The 20,787-nt window shown below is 38.5% G+C and carries 3 protein-coding genes; all 3 read left to right on the top strand.

Annotation, left to right across the window (positions count from 1 at the left end; translation table 11 throughout):
* Positions 1-58 precede the first annotated feature (58 nt).
* A complete protein-coding gene (locus tag IPJ80_09760; GenBank protein MBK7913769.1) occupies positions 59-4,486 on the top strand; it encodes a T9SS type A sorting domain-containing protein in 4,428 nt (1,475 codons plus the stop codon).
* Between the two features lie 384 nt (positions 4,487-4,870).
* Positions 4,871-17,182: an HYR domain-containing protein gene (locus IPJ80_09765; protein ID MBK7913770.1), complete on the top strand. Its 12,312-nt coding sequence runs from the start codon at positions 4,871-4,873 to the stop codon at positions 17,180-17,182.
* Between the two features lie 279 nt (positions 17,183-17,461).
* A complete protein-coding gene (locus tag IPJ80_09770; protein ID MBK7913771.1) occupies positions 17,462-20,761 on the top strand; it encodes a M36 family metallopeptidase in 3,300 nt (1,099 codons plus the stop codon).
* Positions 20,762-20,787 lie beyond the last annotated feature (26 nt).

The following is a 20,787-nucleotide window of genomic DNA, read 5'->3' on the forward strand; positions in this document are numbered from 1 at the left end:
TCCTTTTAGCACAGTTCTCGGATTTAGCGAAGTAATTTATTTACTAAAATCCATTCAAATGAAATTTACTACTTCGCTGATTATCAGTTTATTATTTCTCCAATTTACGGTGGTTTCTCCGACAAATGCAGGTATTGTATTTGATGGGAGCTTTGGTACAAATGCACCCGGTGCGTTTGTTGGACCCTATCTTATGACACCCTTTGCACCGGATACTAGACCATATGCAAGTGAAACTCAAGTATTTGCCGATGCCAGTCAAACAACAGCCATAGATTTTTCAGCAGCTGCCGGTCATACAGCCATTGGTGTTGGATGGGCTACCTGGTCACATGGATATCTGGGGGATGTTTACTTTGTAAATGATCAAACAATAACCATTACGCTGCCTTTTGGTACCAATGCATTTTATGTTTATGTGGAGCCAAATGTATTTGCAGATTTTGATGTAGAGGCATTTGCAAATGATGGAACCTCTTCAGGATTAATTTCTGTTTCAGGGATTGCTGGAGCTACAGGTTTTGCATTTTATACAACTCCGGGTTGCACTTTGACATCCATAACGATCAATGTTGATCCAAATGCATCAGGATTTGCAATCGGAGAGTTTGGTATCAATCTTTGTGCTCCGAATGGCGCCTTGTCTTGTAAAAATATCAATGTTTCTTTGGATGAAAATTGCCAGGCCACAGTTACGCCTACCATGGTGTTAACTGGTAGTTATACATGTTATCCGGCATTTGAAGTGAATCTTACTCATTATGGTAAACCAGTTCCAAATCCTATCAACGAACTTTATTTAGGTCAACATATCACTGCAACTGTATTGGATACAATGACCGGTAATAGTTGTTGGGCGGATATAGTCATTGAAGATAAATTGGCACCGACCATCATATGCAGGGCTGATACTACGGATTGCTATTCATTTCATCATTTTTTTCCATTAACTTATGATGGATTTGACTGCAGTCATTACTCAGTTAAAACAATAGATGAACGGATAGAACATTTTGATTGCAATGATGAATATTTAAAAGCAGTTTATAGGGATTTGCAAATTACAGATTACAACGGACTTACAGATGTATGTACGGATACCATTTTGGTTGAGCGAATTGAAGCATCCGATATTTATTTGCCATTTTATCCCTTTGATTTTTATTGCGATCAGCCTTTTGAAGAAGATGCTAATGGTCATCCAAGTCCAACAATAGCAGGTGTCCCATATTTTTATTTACATAATGGTTCATTTCAAAATATATGGCCACTTAATTCCTTGTTGGATTGTAATATTTGGATAGGTTATGAAGATTTGGATTTGGGTGAAATCAATTGTGTTAGAAAGATCATGCGCACCTGGACAGTCCGTGAATGGTGGTGTAATCAGGAAATAGTAAGCAATTCATTACAGATTCTAATTATTCGTGATATCACCGGTCCGGAAATCACACACATGCCATACGGATTTGAAGCGACAACAGGAAGACGTGATTGCGAAGCGCGGGTATTGTTACCAAGCATCGAGGCAGTGGATGCGTGCCATAATAATTTGCGAATCGATATCATCTATCCAGGAGGAGTATTGGAAAACCAAAATGGCGGTTATGTAAATTTACCTGTAGGAGAAGATACAGTATATTATAGAGTGTATGACGGCTGTTACAATTTAACAGAAACGTATATAATCGTTCATGTAAGAGATGAAACAGAACCTGTAGCGGTATGCGATCGCAATACGGTAGTAGCATTAAATCATAGCGGCTACAATTGGGTACCTGCAGAAGTATTTGACGATGGCAGTTTTGATGAATGCCAGTTACACCACTTTGAAGTCAGACGGATGGATGACGGAGCGTGTGGAGCGAGAGGAGCCGACGATTGGGGTCCGGAAGTAGGATTTTGTTGTGAGGATGTAGGCAAGACGATCATGGTAGGATTTAAAGCGATCGATCACAGCGGAAATGAAGCGATCTGCATGGTAAGTGTAGACGTACAAGATAAAGACATTCCGCTAATCAGCTGTCCACCAAATATTACAGTAGATTGTCGATTTGATATAGACCGGAATCATTTAGAAGTATTTGGAAAAGTAGTAACGGAACAAAGTTTAAGAGAGAAGATCGTAATCGATCCAAACTACTGGCATAATATCGGAGGCCACCCATTAGATGGCTTGGCACAAGATAATTGTCCACCGGAAATAATAGAAGAACAAGACTATGGCGGATTGAATCAATGCGGACTAGGTTATTTCTATAGATATTTCACGGCGGTAGATCAACAAGGCAACAGAAGCCCGTCATGTTATCAATTAATCACAGTAATCAATCACGAAAGTTTTGATGCCAGTGACATCGACTTTCCGGATGATCTGGATACATTTGGAATCTGCAATCCGGATGAGTTGATCCCAGAGCGATTAGCATACCCATATGGAAAACCAGTAGTGAATGATGACGAATGTAGTTTAGTCGGATATGCCTATCACGACCACGTATTGTCAGCAACTGTACCCGGGGATCCATGTTTTAAAATCATACGGGTATGGAAAGTAATCGATTGGTGCCAGCGGGATATAGATAACAATGTGATCATCTGGCAGGATACGCAATATATCAAAGTAAGAAATTTAATAGATCCGACAATAGATCGTATTACGAAGGATACAGTAATATGTAGTTACGATGTAAACTGTAGACCGATTCCAGTAACATTTTCAATAGAAGCAGGAGACGATTGTACAGATCCGTTGTTGATGTTGTATACGTATAAGATAGATTTTGACAGCGATGGAACGATCGATGTAGTGAGAGCAGGAATCGGAGAACGAGTCGCAAGTGGAACGTGGCCCTTGGGCAGACATACGGTGAAGTGGGAAGTAGAGGATCGATGTGGAAACACAGCGAAGGAAAGTTTTGTAATGGATCTAAGGAATTGCAAACCACCGGTAGCGTATTGTTTGAATGGAGTATCGACCAATCTAACGCCAATGGATTTAGATGGAGACGGCATACCAGATACAGCAATGGATACTGTATGGGCAAAAGATTTTGATGCGGGCTCGTATCACAATTGTGGGTATTATGTAGCATTAAGTTTTTCAGCGGATACGAATGATAAATACCGGGTGTATGATTGCGATGACCGTGGCTTACAAGCAGTAGAGTTGTGGGTAACGGATATCAATGGCAATACCTCATTCTGCAGAACGTTTATAGACGTACAGGATAACCTGGGATTTTGTCCACCGAATATCAGAAATTCGAATGTAGAAGGAATCATAGCAACGGAAAAAGATGACCGTGTACAAAATGTGTCGATCAATTTGGTAAACAGCGGACTGAATGAAGTGAAGACAGATATCGAAGGCAAGTATTCATTCTTACAATTACCAAACGGACAAAGCGTAACGGTAAGTCCAAGTAAAACAGACGGATGGTTGAATGGAGTAAGTACTGCAGACATAGTAAAAATCCAAAGACACATATTGGGATTGGAACCCTTGAGTACAGCATATAAAATGATTGCAGCGGATGTAAACCGTAGTAAGAGCATCACAGCAAAAGATATATCCGATTTAAGAAGATTGATCTTGGGCGTGACAAATGATGTACCAGGAAATACAAGCTGGAGATTTGTACACCAGTTGTATTCATTTAATGATGTAACCAATTCATTGAATGAAAATTTCCCGGAGAGTTACGAGATCAACGGATTGACATCCGATATGAAATTGGATTTCTTTGCAATCAAAACGGGAGATGTAACAAATAATGCATTGACCAAAGGATTTGGAAACAGCACGACACGAAGTAATAAGACACTGGAATTAGAGACAACAGAACAGCAACTGGAAGTTGGTCAAACGGGAGAAGTATTGATCAAAGTTAAAAACGGTTCGGATTATGAAGGAATGCAGTTTACCATGCAGTGGGATGCAAGAAAGTTGGATTTGGAAGGAGTAGAAGGTAACACAGCGATACGCGTACGGGACGATAATTATTCAACGCAACATGCATCTGAAGGGAAATTGACATTTAGTTACAATGGCCCGATGACAAATGGAGAATGGATCATGAAGTTGAAGTACAAAGCCAAACAAAACATTCGGATGTCAGAAAGCCTTATAGTAAATTCAGGAATCACACCAGCAGTATCGGTAGTAAAGGGAAGTGGAGAAGAAGGTCAGGTGGTGATGAATTTTGCAGGTATGAGCGAACAGGAATTTGTAGTAATGCAAAACGAACCCAATCCATGGACGCAAGAGACGACAATAGGAATGATGTTACCGCAAGCAGGAGAAGTACAGATCAGTATCTATGACCTTGCAGGAAAAATACAGTTAAAGGAACGTGTAGAGATGAAAAAAGGATATAATGAATACCAATTATCCAATGCAAAGATCAATCAGGCAGGAGTATACTATTACCAGATTGACTATCAATCAAATACCGTTACTAAAAAGATGATTATTACAGAGTAAGAACTTTAACTTAAACTGTCAAAATACAATAGCCCTTACAATTTGTAAGGGCTATTGTATTTTAAGGATATACGATTGGTTTTTTAATAATTCTGGATGGAATATGTGTGAAAATGATATTAAAAATTATTATATTAAAAAAAAACTATATATATTTGCCTGAATATTCACCCTTAAACTGAATTCTTTGGTACAGGCGATTTGGTAAAACCAAAACTACCGAATCACATGTATTCAAAAACCGATCTAATTGCTAAATATAGCATTACGGCTAATTCTTTTTTCCAAGCTATTGGAAAAGAAAGAATTTACAATAAAGAATTTGAATCACTATACCTAATAGTTCTACAGATTATAAATGGAATTAAATGCCACCATAGGCAATTGGTCTCATTAATTTGTTTTGTTTTTATTTTGGGCTTTAAGGTCGATGCACAATTTACCTGCGGTACGCCGCCGAATATTTTTTTCATCAATGCTACGGATACAGCTCAATGCTTTATAGCAACTACTGCAAGATTAGGTGAAGACTGCTGTGGTGGTAACAATCGATGTGTGCGGTTTAATATTACTTTTTCTCAACCCTTATGTTTTAGCTTAACACATACTGGAGGTACCCATGATGTTTGGCAAGATGATTGTACAATGCCGGTTGCAGACCTTAATAAAATTGTGCCTACTCTTCCTGGTACAATGAGTTTGCTGGTTTGTAAATCCGGTAATGATGCTCAAACGTATACGATTTGTTCCAAATTTTGTTGCACCTTAGATGTTGATTGCCCGCCTGATGAAAATTTTCAATGTGCCGAAGATGTTCCAGCTCCTGCTTTAGATACAGCGGCCTTTAGAGCGTTAGGAGGTGGTGTAAACGATTTTTGCGATTCAGTAAAAATCAGCTTTACAGAGTCTCGCAATATGGGAACTGCTTGTATTGGAGATACACTTCAAATTATAAGAGTTTATAAAATAAAAGATTCAAAGGATTCAATAAGTTGTGCTGTTACTTATAATGTTGTAGATACCACCAGACCAATCATCACCTGTCCGATTGATGTAACTGTAAATTGTGATGCAAACAATCAACCACCGGCAACAGGTGTAGCAACAGCTACAGATAATTGTACGAATGTGGTAACAAATATCAGTTCATCAGACAATCGTACCAATGGTTCCTGCAATGACAATTATTTAATCACACGGACCTGGACAGCAGTGGATAGTTGTGGAAACACAAACTCCTGCAATCAATTGGTGACAGTACAAGATACGACAAGACCAATCATCACCTGTCCGATCAATGTAACTGTAAATTGTGATGCAAACAATCAACCACCGGCAACAGGTGTAGCAACAGCCACAGATAATTGCACGAATGTGGTAACAAATATCAGTTCGTCAGACAATCGCACCAATGGCTCCTGCAATGACAATTATTTAATCACGCGGACCTGGACAGCAGTCGATAGTTGCGGAAACTCAAATTCCTGCAATCAATTGGTAACAGTACAAGATACGACAAGACCAATTATCACTTGTCCGATCGATGTAACTGTAAATTGTGATGCAAACAATCAACCACCGACAACAGGTGTAGCAACAGCAACAGACAATTGTACGAATGTGGTAACAAATATCAGTTCATCAGACAATCGTACCAATGGCTCCTGCAATGACAATTATTTAATCACGCGGACCTGGACAGCAGTAGATAGTTGCGGAAACTCAAATTCCTGCAATCAATTGGTAACAGTTCAAGATACAACAAGACCAATCATCACCTGTCCGATCAATGTAACTGTTAATTGTGATGCAAACAATCAACCACCGGCAACAGGTGTAGCAACAGCTACAGATAATTGCACGAATGTGGTAACAAATATCAGTTCATCAGACAATCGTACCAATGGTTCCTGCAATGACAATTATTTAATCACGCGTACCTGGACAGCAGTCGATAGTTGTGGAAACTCGAACTCCTGCAATCAATTGGTGACAGTACAAGATACAACCAGACCAATCATCACCTGTCCGATCAATGTAACCGTTAATTGTGATGCAAACAATCAACCACCAGCAACAGGTGTAGCAACAGCTACAGATAATTGCACGAATGTGGTAACGAATATCAGTTCATCAGACAATCGAACCAATGGTTCCTGCAATGACAATTATTTAATCACACGTACCTGGACTGCAGTAGATAGTTGTGGAAACACAAACTCCTGCAATCAATTGGTGACAGTACAAGATACGACAAGACCAATCATCACCTGTCCGATCGATGTAACTGTAAATTGTGATGCAAACAATCAACCACCAGCAACAGGAGTAGCAACAGCTACAGATAATTGCACGAATGTGGTAACAAATATCAGTTCGTCAGACAATCGTACCAATGGTTCCTGCAATGACAATTATTTAATCACGCGTACCTGGACAGCAGTAGATAGTTGTGGAAACACAAACTCCTGCAATCAATTGGTAACAGTTCAAGATACAACAAGACCAATCATCACCTGTCCGATCAATGTAACTGTTAATTGTGATGCAAACAATCAACCACCGGCAACAGGTGTAGCAACAGCTACAGATAATTGCACGAATGTGGTAACAAATATCAGTTCGTCAGACAATCGCACCAATGGTTCCTGCAATGACAATTATTTAATCACGCGTACCTGGACAGCAGTCGATAGTTGTGGAAACTCGAACTCCTGCAATCAATTGGTGACAGTACAAGATACAACCAGACCAATCATCACCTGTCCGATCAATGTAACCGTTAATTGTGATGCAAACAATCAACCACCAGCAACAGGTGTAGCAACAGCTACAGATAATTGTACGAATGTGGTAACGAATATCAGTTCATCAGACAATCGCACCAATGGTTCCTGCAATGACAATTATTTAATCACACGTACCTGGACTGCAGTAGATAGTTGTGGAAACACAAACTCCTGCAATCAATTGGTGACAGTACAAGATACGACCAGACCAATCATCACCTGTCCAGTCAATGTAACTGTAAATTGTGATGCAAACAATCAACCACCGGCAACAGGTGTAGCAACAGCTACAGACAATTGTACGAATGTGGTAACAAATATCAGTTCATCAGACAATCGTACCAATGGTTCCTGCAATGACAATTATTTAATCACGCGTACCTGGACAGCAGTAGATAGTTGTGGAAACTCGAACTCCTGCAATCAATTGGTGACAGTACAAGATACGACCAGACCAATCATCACCTGTCCGATCAATGCGACCGTAAATTGTGATGCAAACAATCAACCACCGGCAACAGGTGTAGCAACAGCCACAGACAATTGCACGAATGTGGTAACAAATATCAGTTCATCAGACAATCGTACCAATGGTTCCTGCAATGACAATTATTTAATCACACGGACCTGGACAGCAGTGGATAGTTGTGGAAACACAAACTCCTGCAATCAATTGGTGACAGTACAAGATACGACCAGACCAATCATCACCTGTCCGATCAATGTAACTGTAAATTGTGATGCAAACAATCAACCACCGGCAACAGGTGTAGCAACAGCCACAGATAATTGCACGAATGTGGTAACAAATATCAGTTCGTCAGACAATCGTACCAATGGTTCCTGCAATGACAATTATTTAATCACGCGTACCTGGACAGCAGTAGATAGTTGCGGAAACTCAAATTCCTGCAATCAATTGGTAACAGTTCAAGATACAACCAGACCAATCATCACCTGTCCGATCGATGTAACTGTAAATTGTGATGCAAACAATCAACCACCAGCAACAGGAGTAGCAACAGCTACAGATAATTGCACGAATGTGGTAACAAATATCAGTTCGTCAGACAATCGTACCAATGGTTCCTGCAATGACAATTATTTAATCACGCGTACCTGGACAGCAGTAGATAGTTGTGGAAACACAAACTCCTGCAATCAATTGGTAACAGTTCAAGATACAACAAGACCAATCATCACCTGTCCGATCAATGTAACTGTTAATTGTGATGCAAACAATCAACCACCGGCAACAGGTGTAGCAACAGCTACAGATAATTGCACGAATGTGGTAACAAATATCAGTTCATCAGACAATCGTACCAATGGTTCCTGCAATGACAATTATTTAATCACGCGTACCTGGACAGCAGTCGATAGTTGTGGAAACTCGAACTCCTGCAATCAATTGGTGACAGTACAAGATACAACCAGACCAATCATCACCTGTCCGATCAATGTAACCGTTAATTGTGATGCAAACAATCAACCACCAGCAACAGGTGTAGCAACAGCTACAGATAATTGCACGAATGTGGTAACGAATATCAGTTCATCAGACAATCGAACCAATGGTTCCTGCAATGACAATTATTTAATCACACGTACCTGGACTGCAGTAGATAGTTGTGGAAACACAAACTCCTGCAATCAATTGGTGACAGTACAAGATACGACAAGACCAATCATCACCTGTCCGATCGATGTAACTGTAAATTGTGATGCAAACAATCAACCACCAGCAACAGGAGTAGCAACAGCTACAGATAATTGCACGAATGTGGTAACAAATATCAGTTCGTCAGACAATCGTACCAATGGTTCCTGCAATGACAATTATTTAATCACGCGTACCTGGACAGCAGTAGATAGTTGTGGAAACACAAACTCCTGCAATCAATTGGTAACAGTTCAAGATACAACAAGACCAATCATCACCTGTCCGATCAATGTAACTGTTAATTGTGATGCAAACAATCAACCACCGGCAACAGGTGTAGCAACAGCTACAGATAATTGCACGAATGTGGTAACAAATATCAGTTCGTCAGACAATCGCACCAATGGTTCCTGCAATGACAATTATTTAATCACGCGTACCTGGACAGCAGTCGATAGTTGTGGAAACTCGAACTCCTGCAATCAATTGGTGACAGTACAAGATACAACCAGACCAATCATCACCTGTCCGATCAATGTAACCGTTAATTGTGATGCAAACAATCAACCACCAGCAACAGGTGTAGCAACAGCTACAGATAATTGTACGAATGTGGTAACGAATATCAGTTCATCAGACAATCGCACCAATGGTTCCTGCAATGACAATTATTTAATCACACGTACCTGGACTGCAGTAGATAGTTGTGGAAACACAAACTCCTGCAATCAATTGGTGACAGTACAAGATACGACCAGACCAATCATCACCTGTCCAGTCAATGTAACTGTAAATTGTGATGCAAACAATCAACCACCGGCAACAGGTGTAGCAACAGCTACAGACAATTGTACGAATGTGGTAACAAATATCAGTTCATCAGACAATCGTACCAATGGTTCCTGCAATGACAATTATTTAATCACACGCACCTGGACAGCAGTGGATAGTTGTGGAAACTCGAACTCCTGCAATCAAATGGTGACAGTACAAGATACGACCAGACCAATCATCACCTGTCCGATCAATGTAACAGTAAATTGCGAGCCAGGATTGCAATCTTCAGCAACTGCTTCTGATAATTGTACTAATGTAGTGACTAATATCACATTTAGTGATGATCAGGTCAACAGATTATGTGATCATACTTATGATTTAATCCGTACCTGGACTGCACAGGATAGTTGTGGAAATGAAAATTCTTGTATTCAAATCATCTCAGTACAAGACACCACGAATCCTATTGTATTATGTCCAAGTTCTCCTCAAATAAGACCCGTTGAATCAGGAGAATGTTCTTATTATATTTTAGGAACTGAGCTGGACGCAACGGGTTCTGATAATTGTACAGATGCAATGGACTTGGCATTTTTTAATTCTTTCAACGGAAGCAACACACTTGATGGTCAATTATTTTTAAAAGGAACGCACTTAATAGAGTGGACCGTATATGATAATTGTGAAAATGCAAATACATGCAGTTTTGTATTAAGTATAGTAGATGAGGAAAAGCCAGAAATTGCTTGTCCTCAAAATATTGTAATACCATCCAATCAACAAACATGTACTGCAACAGTAAGTTATCCAGATCCAACGTTGTTTGATAATTGTCCTTGCACTTCAATTAAAACAATTCCAGGTTATATTTTAATGGATACGTTTGGGGGGCATGCTTATTATTATTCGATAATACCAACAAGCTTTGTAAATGCTGCTGCGAATGCTATTTCTGCCGGAGGTCATTTGTTAACCATTACCTCTCCTGCTGAAGATTTTTTCATAGCAGCCAATAGTTATTTTGAACGATGGATTGGCTTATCTGATCAAGCCACTGAAGGAACTATGCAATGGATTAATGGAGAACCATTTGTCTATAATAATTTTTGTCCGGCACCGGGATTTCAGAATGATCCTGCACAGGATTTCGTTTTTGTGGGTCAACTGAGCTGCAGTCCGGATCAATGGGCATTTAGTCAGGATAATGTATTAAGACAATCCATTTTGGAATTTGATTATGTACCATTGGATACCTGCCGGATTGAATTACTGAGTGGATTAAGCAGTGGTTCAGAATTTCCATATGGAATAAATAATGTACAATGGATTGGTTATGATGCATCTGGAAATACCGATACTTGTACATTCAGTGTAACTGTGAGCGATGGGGGTGCACCAGCAATAACCTGTCCGCTGGCTATTTCCATTAATTGTGATATAAGTCCAACACCTGTAAATACGGGGAATCCAATAGTGCTTGATAACTGTGATCCAAATCCAAGTGTTATTTTTAGAGACGTTTTGGATAATGGTCAATGTCCTCATACCTATTCTTTCACAAGAACCTGGGTTACATTTGATGCGGCAGGCTTAAGAGATAGTTGCGATCAATTCATAGTTGTTCAGGATACAACTCGCCCAACAATTAGTTGCCCAACTAATCGAACAATTAATTGTGAAGATCTGGCTCAAATTAATGCTTCAGGAACTGCTACTGCAACTGATAACTGCACAAGTATAGTTACCAATATTACGTTTAACGATCTATTGAATGCGGGTTCGTGTTTGGATAATTTTACGATTAACAGAACCTGGACCGCTGTAGATAGTTGTGGAAACAGTATAAGTTGTGTGCAATTTTTAAATGTTCAGGATACAACAAGGCCTCAGCTTAGTTGTCCGCCAAATATGACCGTAAATTGTGATGCAAACAATCAACCACCTGCAACAGGTGTAGCAACAGCCACAGACAATTGTACGAATGTGGTAACGAATATCAGTTCGTCAGACAATCGTACCAATGGCTCCTGCAATGACAATTATTTAATCACACGTACCTGGACAGCAGTAGATAGTTGTGGAAACTCAAATTCCTGCAATCAATTGGTAACAGTACAAGATACAACAAGACCAATTATCACCTGTCCGATCGATGTAACTGTAAATTGTGATATAAGCAATCAACCACCTGCAACAGGAGTTGCAACAGCCACAGACAATTGTACGAATGTGGTAACGAATATCAGTTCGTCAGACAATCGTACCAATGGCTCCTGCAATGACAATTATTTAATCACACGTACCTGGATAGCAGTAGATAGTTGTGGAAATTCAAATTCCTGCAATCAATTGGTAACAGTACAAGATACGACCAGACCAATTATCACCTGTCCGATTGATGTAACTGTAAATTGTGATACAAACAATCAACCACCGGCAACAGGAGTTGCAACAGCAACAGACAATTGTACGAATGTGGTAACGAATATCAGTTCGTCAGACAATCGTACCAATGGTTCCTGCAATGACAATTATTTAATCACACGTACCTGGACGGCAGTAGATAGTTGTGGAAACACAAATTTCTGCAATCAATTGGTGACAGTACAAGATACGACCAGACCAATCATCACCTGTCCGATCGATGTAACCGTTAATTGTGATGCAAACAATCAGCCACCGGCAACAGGTGTAGCAACAGCAACAGACAATTGTACGAATGTGGTATTGAATATTAGTTTTAGTGATTCAAAATTAAATGGAGCCTGCAACGACAGGTCCTTGATTTCAAGGACTTGGTTTGCTACGGATAGTTGTGGAAATTCTTCAAGTTGTTTACAAACTATCTTAGTCCAGGATACCACTCGTCCGGTTATAAATTGTCCAATTGATTTAACCTTTGATTGCGATGTTTTTAATCAGGCACCTAACACAGGTGTTGCAACAGCAACAGATAATTGTACCAATGTAATTACGAATATTGTTGTTACTGACAACAGAATTGATGGAACTTGCAGCAATAACTTTCAAATTGAAAAAACTTGGATTGCAACAGATAGTTGTGGTAATACGAATCGTTGTATACAAACCATTACGGTACAAGATACCACCAGACCAGAAGCTAACTGTCTTGATATTGATATAGAATTTGATCAGGATAGTGTCGTTGTACTAGACCCATATCAGATAAGTGATGATAGCCGTGATAATTGCGATATCGAACCGGTTTTAGACCTTGATATGGATACAATCCGTTGCAATTTGGGAATGACAAGTGTAAATGTTACATTGACTGTAACGGATAGTTGTGGAAATTCTTCAACATGTATTTCGGTTGTTTCTATAATCGATCGTGTAGAGCCGGTTATGAATTGCATTGGAGATTATGACCTTGTGCTTGATGGTTGTGAGTGCTTTGGAAATCTTTTAAGAGATCATCCATTGAATTTTTATCTTAATGCAACAGACAATTGTGATACCAGTTTGACATTCGTCCAATTAGCTCCAGCGGGAATTCCGGTTGACTCAATTCCAGTTGGAACTCATATTTTTACATTTGTAGCAATTGATGATTTTGGAAATGATGACACATGTTCGTTTACTGTTCATGTATTGGGTGCAATTACAGGTGATATTGCTTGTAAAGCAAATGTCAATGTATCATTAGATCAAAATTGTGAAGCATTGATTACTGCACACGCAGTATTGGCAGATAAAAATTGTGAAGAACGGTTTTATGATGTTGAGTTATTTACTAAGTATGGAATTCCATTACCCAATGACATTGTAACATCAAATTATGTAAATACAGAATTGATTGTTAAAGTTACAAGTATATGTAATTTTAACTCATGTTGGTCAACAATTAAAGTTGAAGATAAGTTTCCTCCTATTTTAATTTGTTATTCAGATTCAGTTTATTGTGGTTTAAATGCAATTGATCCTTTACCAAAAGTGATTGAAAACTGTGGCCCTTATTCTTTAAATCTAATTGATGAAATTCATGAAGTTATTTCATGTGATGTAAACGTTATTGGCCTGGTGAGAAAAACCTATCAGGCAATTGACGCTTCAGGAAATGTAAGCGACACATGTACTATGGAAATTTATACAAAGCGCTTACCATTGGATTCAATTATTTTTCCTGTCTCGTTGCGAATACCATGTTCAAATAAACTCTTTCTGGACAAGAATGACAATCCTGATCCTTTGATTACAGGAACACCGTTCTTTAATAGCATCGATTTATATTATCCTAAAAATTTTATTTGCAACCTATTTACGACGTATGAAGATTTGGATTTAGGTGAAATTAATTGTGTCCGTAAAATCATGCGTGTTTGGACGGTCCGCGAATGGTGGTGTAATACTGAAATTGTGAGAACGGGTATGCAGGTGATAGAGCTTTTTGATGATCAGGGTCCGGAAATCACACACATGCCATACGGATTTGAAGCGACGACAGGAAGACGTGATTGCGAAGCGCGGGTATTGTTACCAAGCATCGAGGCAGTGGATGCCTGTCATAATAATTTGCGAATCGATATCATCTATCCAGGAGGAGTATTGGAAAACCAAAATGGCGGTTATGTAAATTTACCTGTAGGAGAAGATACAGTATATTATAGAGTGTATGACGGCTGTTACAATTTAACAGAAACGTATATAATCGTTCATGTAAGAGATGAAACAGAACCGGTAGCAGTATGCGATCGCAATACGGTAGTAGCATTAAATCACAGCGGCTACAATTGGGTACCTGCAGAAGTATTTGACGATGGCAGTTTTGATGAATGCCAGTTACACCACTTTGAAGTCAGACGGATGGATGACGGAGCGTGTGGAGCGAGAGGAGCCGACGATTGGGGTCCGGAAGTTGGATTTTGTTGTGAGGATGTAGGCAAGACGATCATGGTAGGATTTAAAGCGATCGATCACAGTGGGAATGAAGCGATCTGCATGGTAAGTGTAGACGTACAAGATAAAGACATTCCGTTGATCAGCTGTCCGCCAAATATTACAGTAGATTGCCGATTTGATATAGACCGGAATCATTTAGAAGTATTTGGAAAAGTAGTAACGGAACAAAGTTTACGGGAGAAGATCGTAATCGATCCAAACTACTGGCATAATATCGGAGGCCACCCATTAGATGGCTTGGCAGAAGATAATTGTCCACCGGAAATAATAGAAGAACAAGACTATGGCGGATTGAATCAATGCGGACTAGGTTATTTCTATAGATATTTCACGGCGGTAGATCAACAAGGCAACAGAAGCCCGTCATGTTATCAATTAATCACAGTAATCAATCACGAAAGTTTTGATGTCAATGACATCGATTTTCCGGATGATCTGGATACATTTGGAATCTGCAATCCGGATGAGTTGATCCCAGAGCGATTAGCATACCCATATGGAAAACCAGTAGTGAATGATGACGAATGTAGTTTAGTCGGATATGCCTATCACGACCACGTATTGTCAGCAACTGTACCCGGGGATCCATGTTTTAAAATCATACGGGTATGGAAAGTAATCGATTGGTGCCAGCGGGATATAGATAACAATGTGATCATCTGGCAGGATACGCAATATATCAAAGTAAGAAATTTAATAGATCCGACAATAGATCGTATTACGAAGGATACAGTAATCTGTAGTTACGATGTAAACTGTAGACCGATTCCAGTAACATTTTCAATAGAAGCAGGAGACGATTGTACAGATCCGTTGTTGATGTTGTATACGTATAAGATAGATTTTGACAGCGATGGAACGATCGATGTAGTGAGAGCAGGAATTGGAGAACGAGTCGCAAGTGGAACATGGCCCTTGGGCAGACATACGGTGAAGTGGGAAGTAGAGGATCGATGTGGAAACACAGCGAAGGAAAGTTTTGTAATGGATCTAAGGAATTGCAAACCACCGGTAGCGTATTGTTTGAATGGAGTATCGACCAATCTAACGCCAATGGATTTAGATGGAGACGGCATACCAGATACAGCAATGGATAGTGTATGGGCAAAAGATTTTGATGCGGGCTCGTATCACAATTGTGGGTATTATGTAGCATTAAGTTTTTCAGCAGATACGAATGATAAATACCGGGTGTATGATTGCGATGACCGTGGCTTACAAGCAGTAGAGTTATGGGTAACGGATATCAATGGCAATACCTCATTCTGCAGAACGTTTATAGACGTACAGGATAACCTGGGATTTTGTCCACCGAATATCAGAAATTCGAATGTAGAAGGAATCATAGCAACGGAAAAAGATGACCGAGTACAAAATGTGTCGATCAATTTGGTAAACAGCGGACTGAATGAAGTGAAGACAGATATCGAAGGAAGGTATGCATTTATGCAAGTACCTAATGGACAGCAATTAGAATTAAAACCAAGCAAAACAGACGGATGGTTGAATGGAGTAAGTACCGCGGACATAGTAAAAATCCAAAGACATATATTGGGATTGGAACCTTTGAGTACAGCATATAAAATGATCGCAGCGGATGTAAACCGTAGTGGAAGTATTACTGCAAAAGATATCTCAGAATTAAGAAGACTTATTCTTGGTATTACGGATGGAATTGAAGGGAATACTAGTTGGCGATTTGTACATCGGTTATATGCATTCAATGATATCAACAATTGTTTATCAGAGAATTTTCCTGAATCCTATTGGATGAAACCTTTGCAATCCGATATGCAATTGGATTTCTATGCGGTTAAAACGGGAGATGTAACGAATAATGCTGTAACAAAAGGTTTTAATTTGAGTAAAGATCGAAATAGAAAAGTGCTTGAATTGAGCATTGAGGATCGCATGCTTAAACAAGAACAGTCTGAATTTATTGATTTAATAATTAATAATGGTTCGGAATTTGAAGCTGTCCAATTTACATTGGAGTGGGATCCTCAACAGTTGGAAGTTGAAGGAATAGAAGGGAATGCTAAACTTAAAATTAGTGATGAAAATTATTCGTTGGCGCATTTGGCTGATGGTAAACTAAGTTTTAGTTGGAATGGTGCATTTCCAGATTCAGATTGGTTGTTAAAATTAAAAGTAAAGGCTATAAAAGCAGTGAGATTATCAGAAGGATTGCATGTAAGTTCGACTGTAACTCCTGCGTTGTCTGTACTCAAAACAACACAAGAGGAAGGTGAAGTTTCATTAAATTTCAATGGAATGATGCTTCATGAATTTGTTGTATTGCCAAACGAACCCAATCCATGGAATACTAAAACTACGATTGGATTATGGATGCCTGATGAAGGTGTAGTAAGTTTCAGTGTATACGATTTGTATGGTAAGTTGTACTTGAAAAAAGAATTGCAATTCGGAAAAGGATATCAGGAAATTCAATTAGACCAGTCAGGTTTAGATCAAAAGGGAGTCTATTATTATCAATTGGATTACCTCAATCAAAGTATCACGAGAAAAATGATTCTCAGCGAATAGGGGCAAACCCTTCTTTTGAGTAAAAAATAGTTAAACGAAAGGCCTGTCAGCGATAGGCCTTTTGTTTTTTATACTGCAAATATTTTAAAATGGCGCAGACGCACTGCGTGATCACTTGAAATACAATAATATATATATTAAATAAAATACATATATTAAATATATATAACTTATATAATATTGTTAATCAATATTATACAATATATATATTATAAATATGTAAAATATTTATAATATATTTGTTAGTTGAAATATGAAATTAACTTTCAAATGTAAATTATGAATCCAGGATTATTCAGGCGTTTTTTAACAGTAATTTTATTGATTTCAAGTTTTTCAATAAGCCTTTATAGTCAACAGGCTGGATCATGGACATTAAATAATATTCAACATAAAATCAAAGATCCGCTTTTTAGTAAAGAGTCATTTCAAATTTCAAGTCAATATTTGGATGAACATACCGGGATCAGACATATCTACCTGAGTCAATATTTGAATGCAATTCAAATTATCCCGGTTGATCTTGCTTTTCATTTTGATCAAAATGGATTATTAGTTTATTCAACTGGAACTTTTATATCAAATCCAGAGGCAAGCTTATTAAATAAGCATTCAAGATTTAAGGCTGATGAGGCAATTCAACAATTATTTAAAATTAAATCGGTTGAACTACAGTCAACCGATCTTTTGATGCCAAGATCTTCCTTAAGTCCGGGTATTGAAATTCCAATTAAAGTCAAACAATTGCCGGAAGATCAATTAAGCATTCGGGAAATTTATTATTTAAATAATCAGCAAAAATTAATACCTGCATTTATTATTAATTGGAAACGTAAAAACCTGAATGAGTGGTTGCAGATATTTTTAGATGGAATAAGTGGCGAACTGCTTGCTGAATACAATCAAATACAATCTTGTGATTTTGAGCATATGACTTTTGCTCGTAATAGTTTATTTCAAGTTCATAAACAAGAAGAAGTTATTTTGCCAGTTGGCAATTATCGTGTTTTTCCAATGCCTACTGAAAGTCCAATTCATGGCACCAGGGACCTCGTAAATCAACCCTGGTTAAAAGCAAGCAATGCAAGTCCATTTACCTGGCATGGCGATGGAAATTTTCTTTACTATGCCAGCCGGGGCAATAACGTTGATGCTTATGAAGATAGTGATGGAGATGATCAGGCAACCGGAGGGGATGCTGCACGTGCTTACGGAGGTTCTCAATTAAACTTTGATTTTAATTATGATCCTTTATTAACGCCCTTGCAAAATAAGAATGCAAGTGTTACCAATTTATTTTATTGGTGTAATTTAATGCATGATGTTTGGTATCAATATGGTTTTCATGAACAAGCTGGAAATTTTCAAATTAATAACAATGGCAAAGGTGGATTGGGAAATGATTATGTAATTGCAGAAGCAATTGACTTGATTAGCAGTGCACGAAACAATGCAAACTTTGGAACTCCCATTGATGGTTATCCGGGTGTAATGCAGCTTTATGCATGGCAACCACCTGTTCAGGATCAATTAATAATTGAATCCCCCGCTTCAATTTCAGGAAAATATACCTATGTGCATACCCCAATCAGCCCCATAATTTATGCCCCAATTTCCAGGCAAATTGTGTTGGTTAAGGATGGATCAAGCTATCCTAGTTATGCTTGCTCCAATTTAATAAATGCCGCTGAAGTAAATGGTAAAATTGCTATGGTGGATAAAGGTATCTGTTCTTTTACCGGTAAAATGTCGCGAATTCAAGCAGCAGGTGCTGTTGCTGTAATTATTTGTAACAATGATAACAATCCACCATCAGGATTTGGGGGGTGGACGAATGGATTGACTATTCCGGCAGTTATGCTTTCTAAAAGCGATTGTCAAAAAATTAAAGTTGAATTGAGTAAAGGTGTTTACAGTACCATCCTTCCAAGCTCGAAAATTGAATTTAAAGTGAATCAGAAATCCTATGTACTTTCCAGAGCTTCTTTTGGACCTGTGATTCCAAACTTAAGTTCAACATTGGTTCAGGCAATGGACAATTACAACATGCTCACCGATGCTTGTGACTTTATTACAAATGGAAATCAATTAGCCGGAAAAATTGCTATTATAGATGAAGGCAATTGTGAATTAACCTATAAAGCATATCAAGCGCAAAATTATGGAGCCATAGCGGTGGTAATCTGTAAGCAAAATTCGGGATATCCTGATTCGATTCCAAAAGGAAGTTATGGACAATATCTTCAAATTCCCTTGATTGAATTGAGCCAAGCCGATTGCCAGGAAATTAAATTAATTCCATCTCCAACAGGCCAATTTGTAAACCAATCTCCTCAATTATTAGATGGGGATATGGATGCAGGAATCATATGCCATGAATATGCTCACGGCATAAGCAATCGGCTAACGGGTGGCCCGGCAAATGTTTCTTGTTTGAATAATGCCGAACAAATGGGGGAAGGTTGGAGTGATTATTTTGGATTGGTGATGACCATGAAATCTACAGACCTTGCTTTTCAAAATAGAGGAATGGGTGTATATGCAAGTGGACATGCAATAAATGGTGTTGGGGTCAGGCCCTATCCCTATCATGTTGACCTAACTGTGAATCCCGCGAACTACAGTCAGTTGAGTGATATGGTCAAAATTTCGCAGCCACATGGGATAGGCTATATTTGGTGTTCGATGATTTGGGATATGACCTGGGCTTTCATCTCTCATTATGGTATGGAGCCTGATATCTATAATTCTAATTCGTCAAAAGGAAATATCATGGCTTACCGTTTGGTAATGGAGGGCCTTAAATTACAACCCTGTTCGCCTGGTTTTGTAGATGGACGCAATGCAATATTAAAAGCTGACAGTTTGTTGTTTGGCGGAGTTCACACGTGTTTAATCTGGAATTGTTTTGCAAGACGCGGACTGGGTTTTAGTGCAAATCAAGGAAGTAGCTCAAGACGTGATGACGGAATAGCTGCCAATGATTTACCTTCAGGCTGCAACCTAATGTCAGATTCAGAATTGTTTTCTTCCGTTTTTTTAGCAGATTATGAATTGATATTAGTAGCACAAGCACAAGAAAATTCTATATTATTAAATTGGAAATTGGATCCATTCTATAAAGACAAAAATTGGGTCCTTGTTAGACGTCTGGGAAATTCAACAACTGAAAAAATTATTTATAAATCCAATGGTTCTTCACTATCAATTCCAGAACTTGAAGATAAGGACGTAAAACACAACGAAACCTATTTTTATCAATTGCGGATTCTTGATGGATCTGAAACTACAGCTCATTCAGATTGGATTAAATGTAAACTGCAGGTAGGAAATGATCAACTTAGCTTATATCCTAATCCAGTTACAAACACGCTTTTTATCAATCCAGATCCTAATTATCATGGAACCTTCGAGTTGGAATTGTTCAATCAATCCCTCCAATTAATAGAAGAGCGTACGTTAAATTATAATAAAGGTGACTTGCTTAGTTTAAATTGTGCAAGTTTACAAAATGGAATTTATTTTATTCGAATGAAATCTGGAGGTGAAATTAAAACGCTTAAATTTGTAAAGCATTAGAGAATTTCGGAAAATTTATTAGAACA

The organism is Saprospiraceae bacterium (genome assembly GCA_016714025.1).
Lineage (GTDB): Bacteria > Bacteroidota > Bacteroidia > Chitinophagales > Saprospiraceae > Vicinibacter.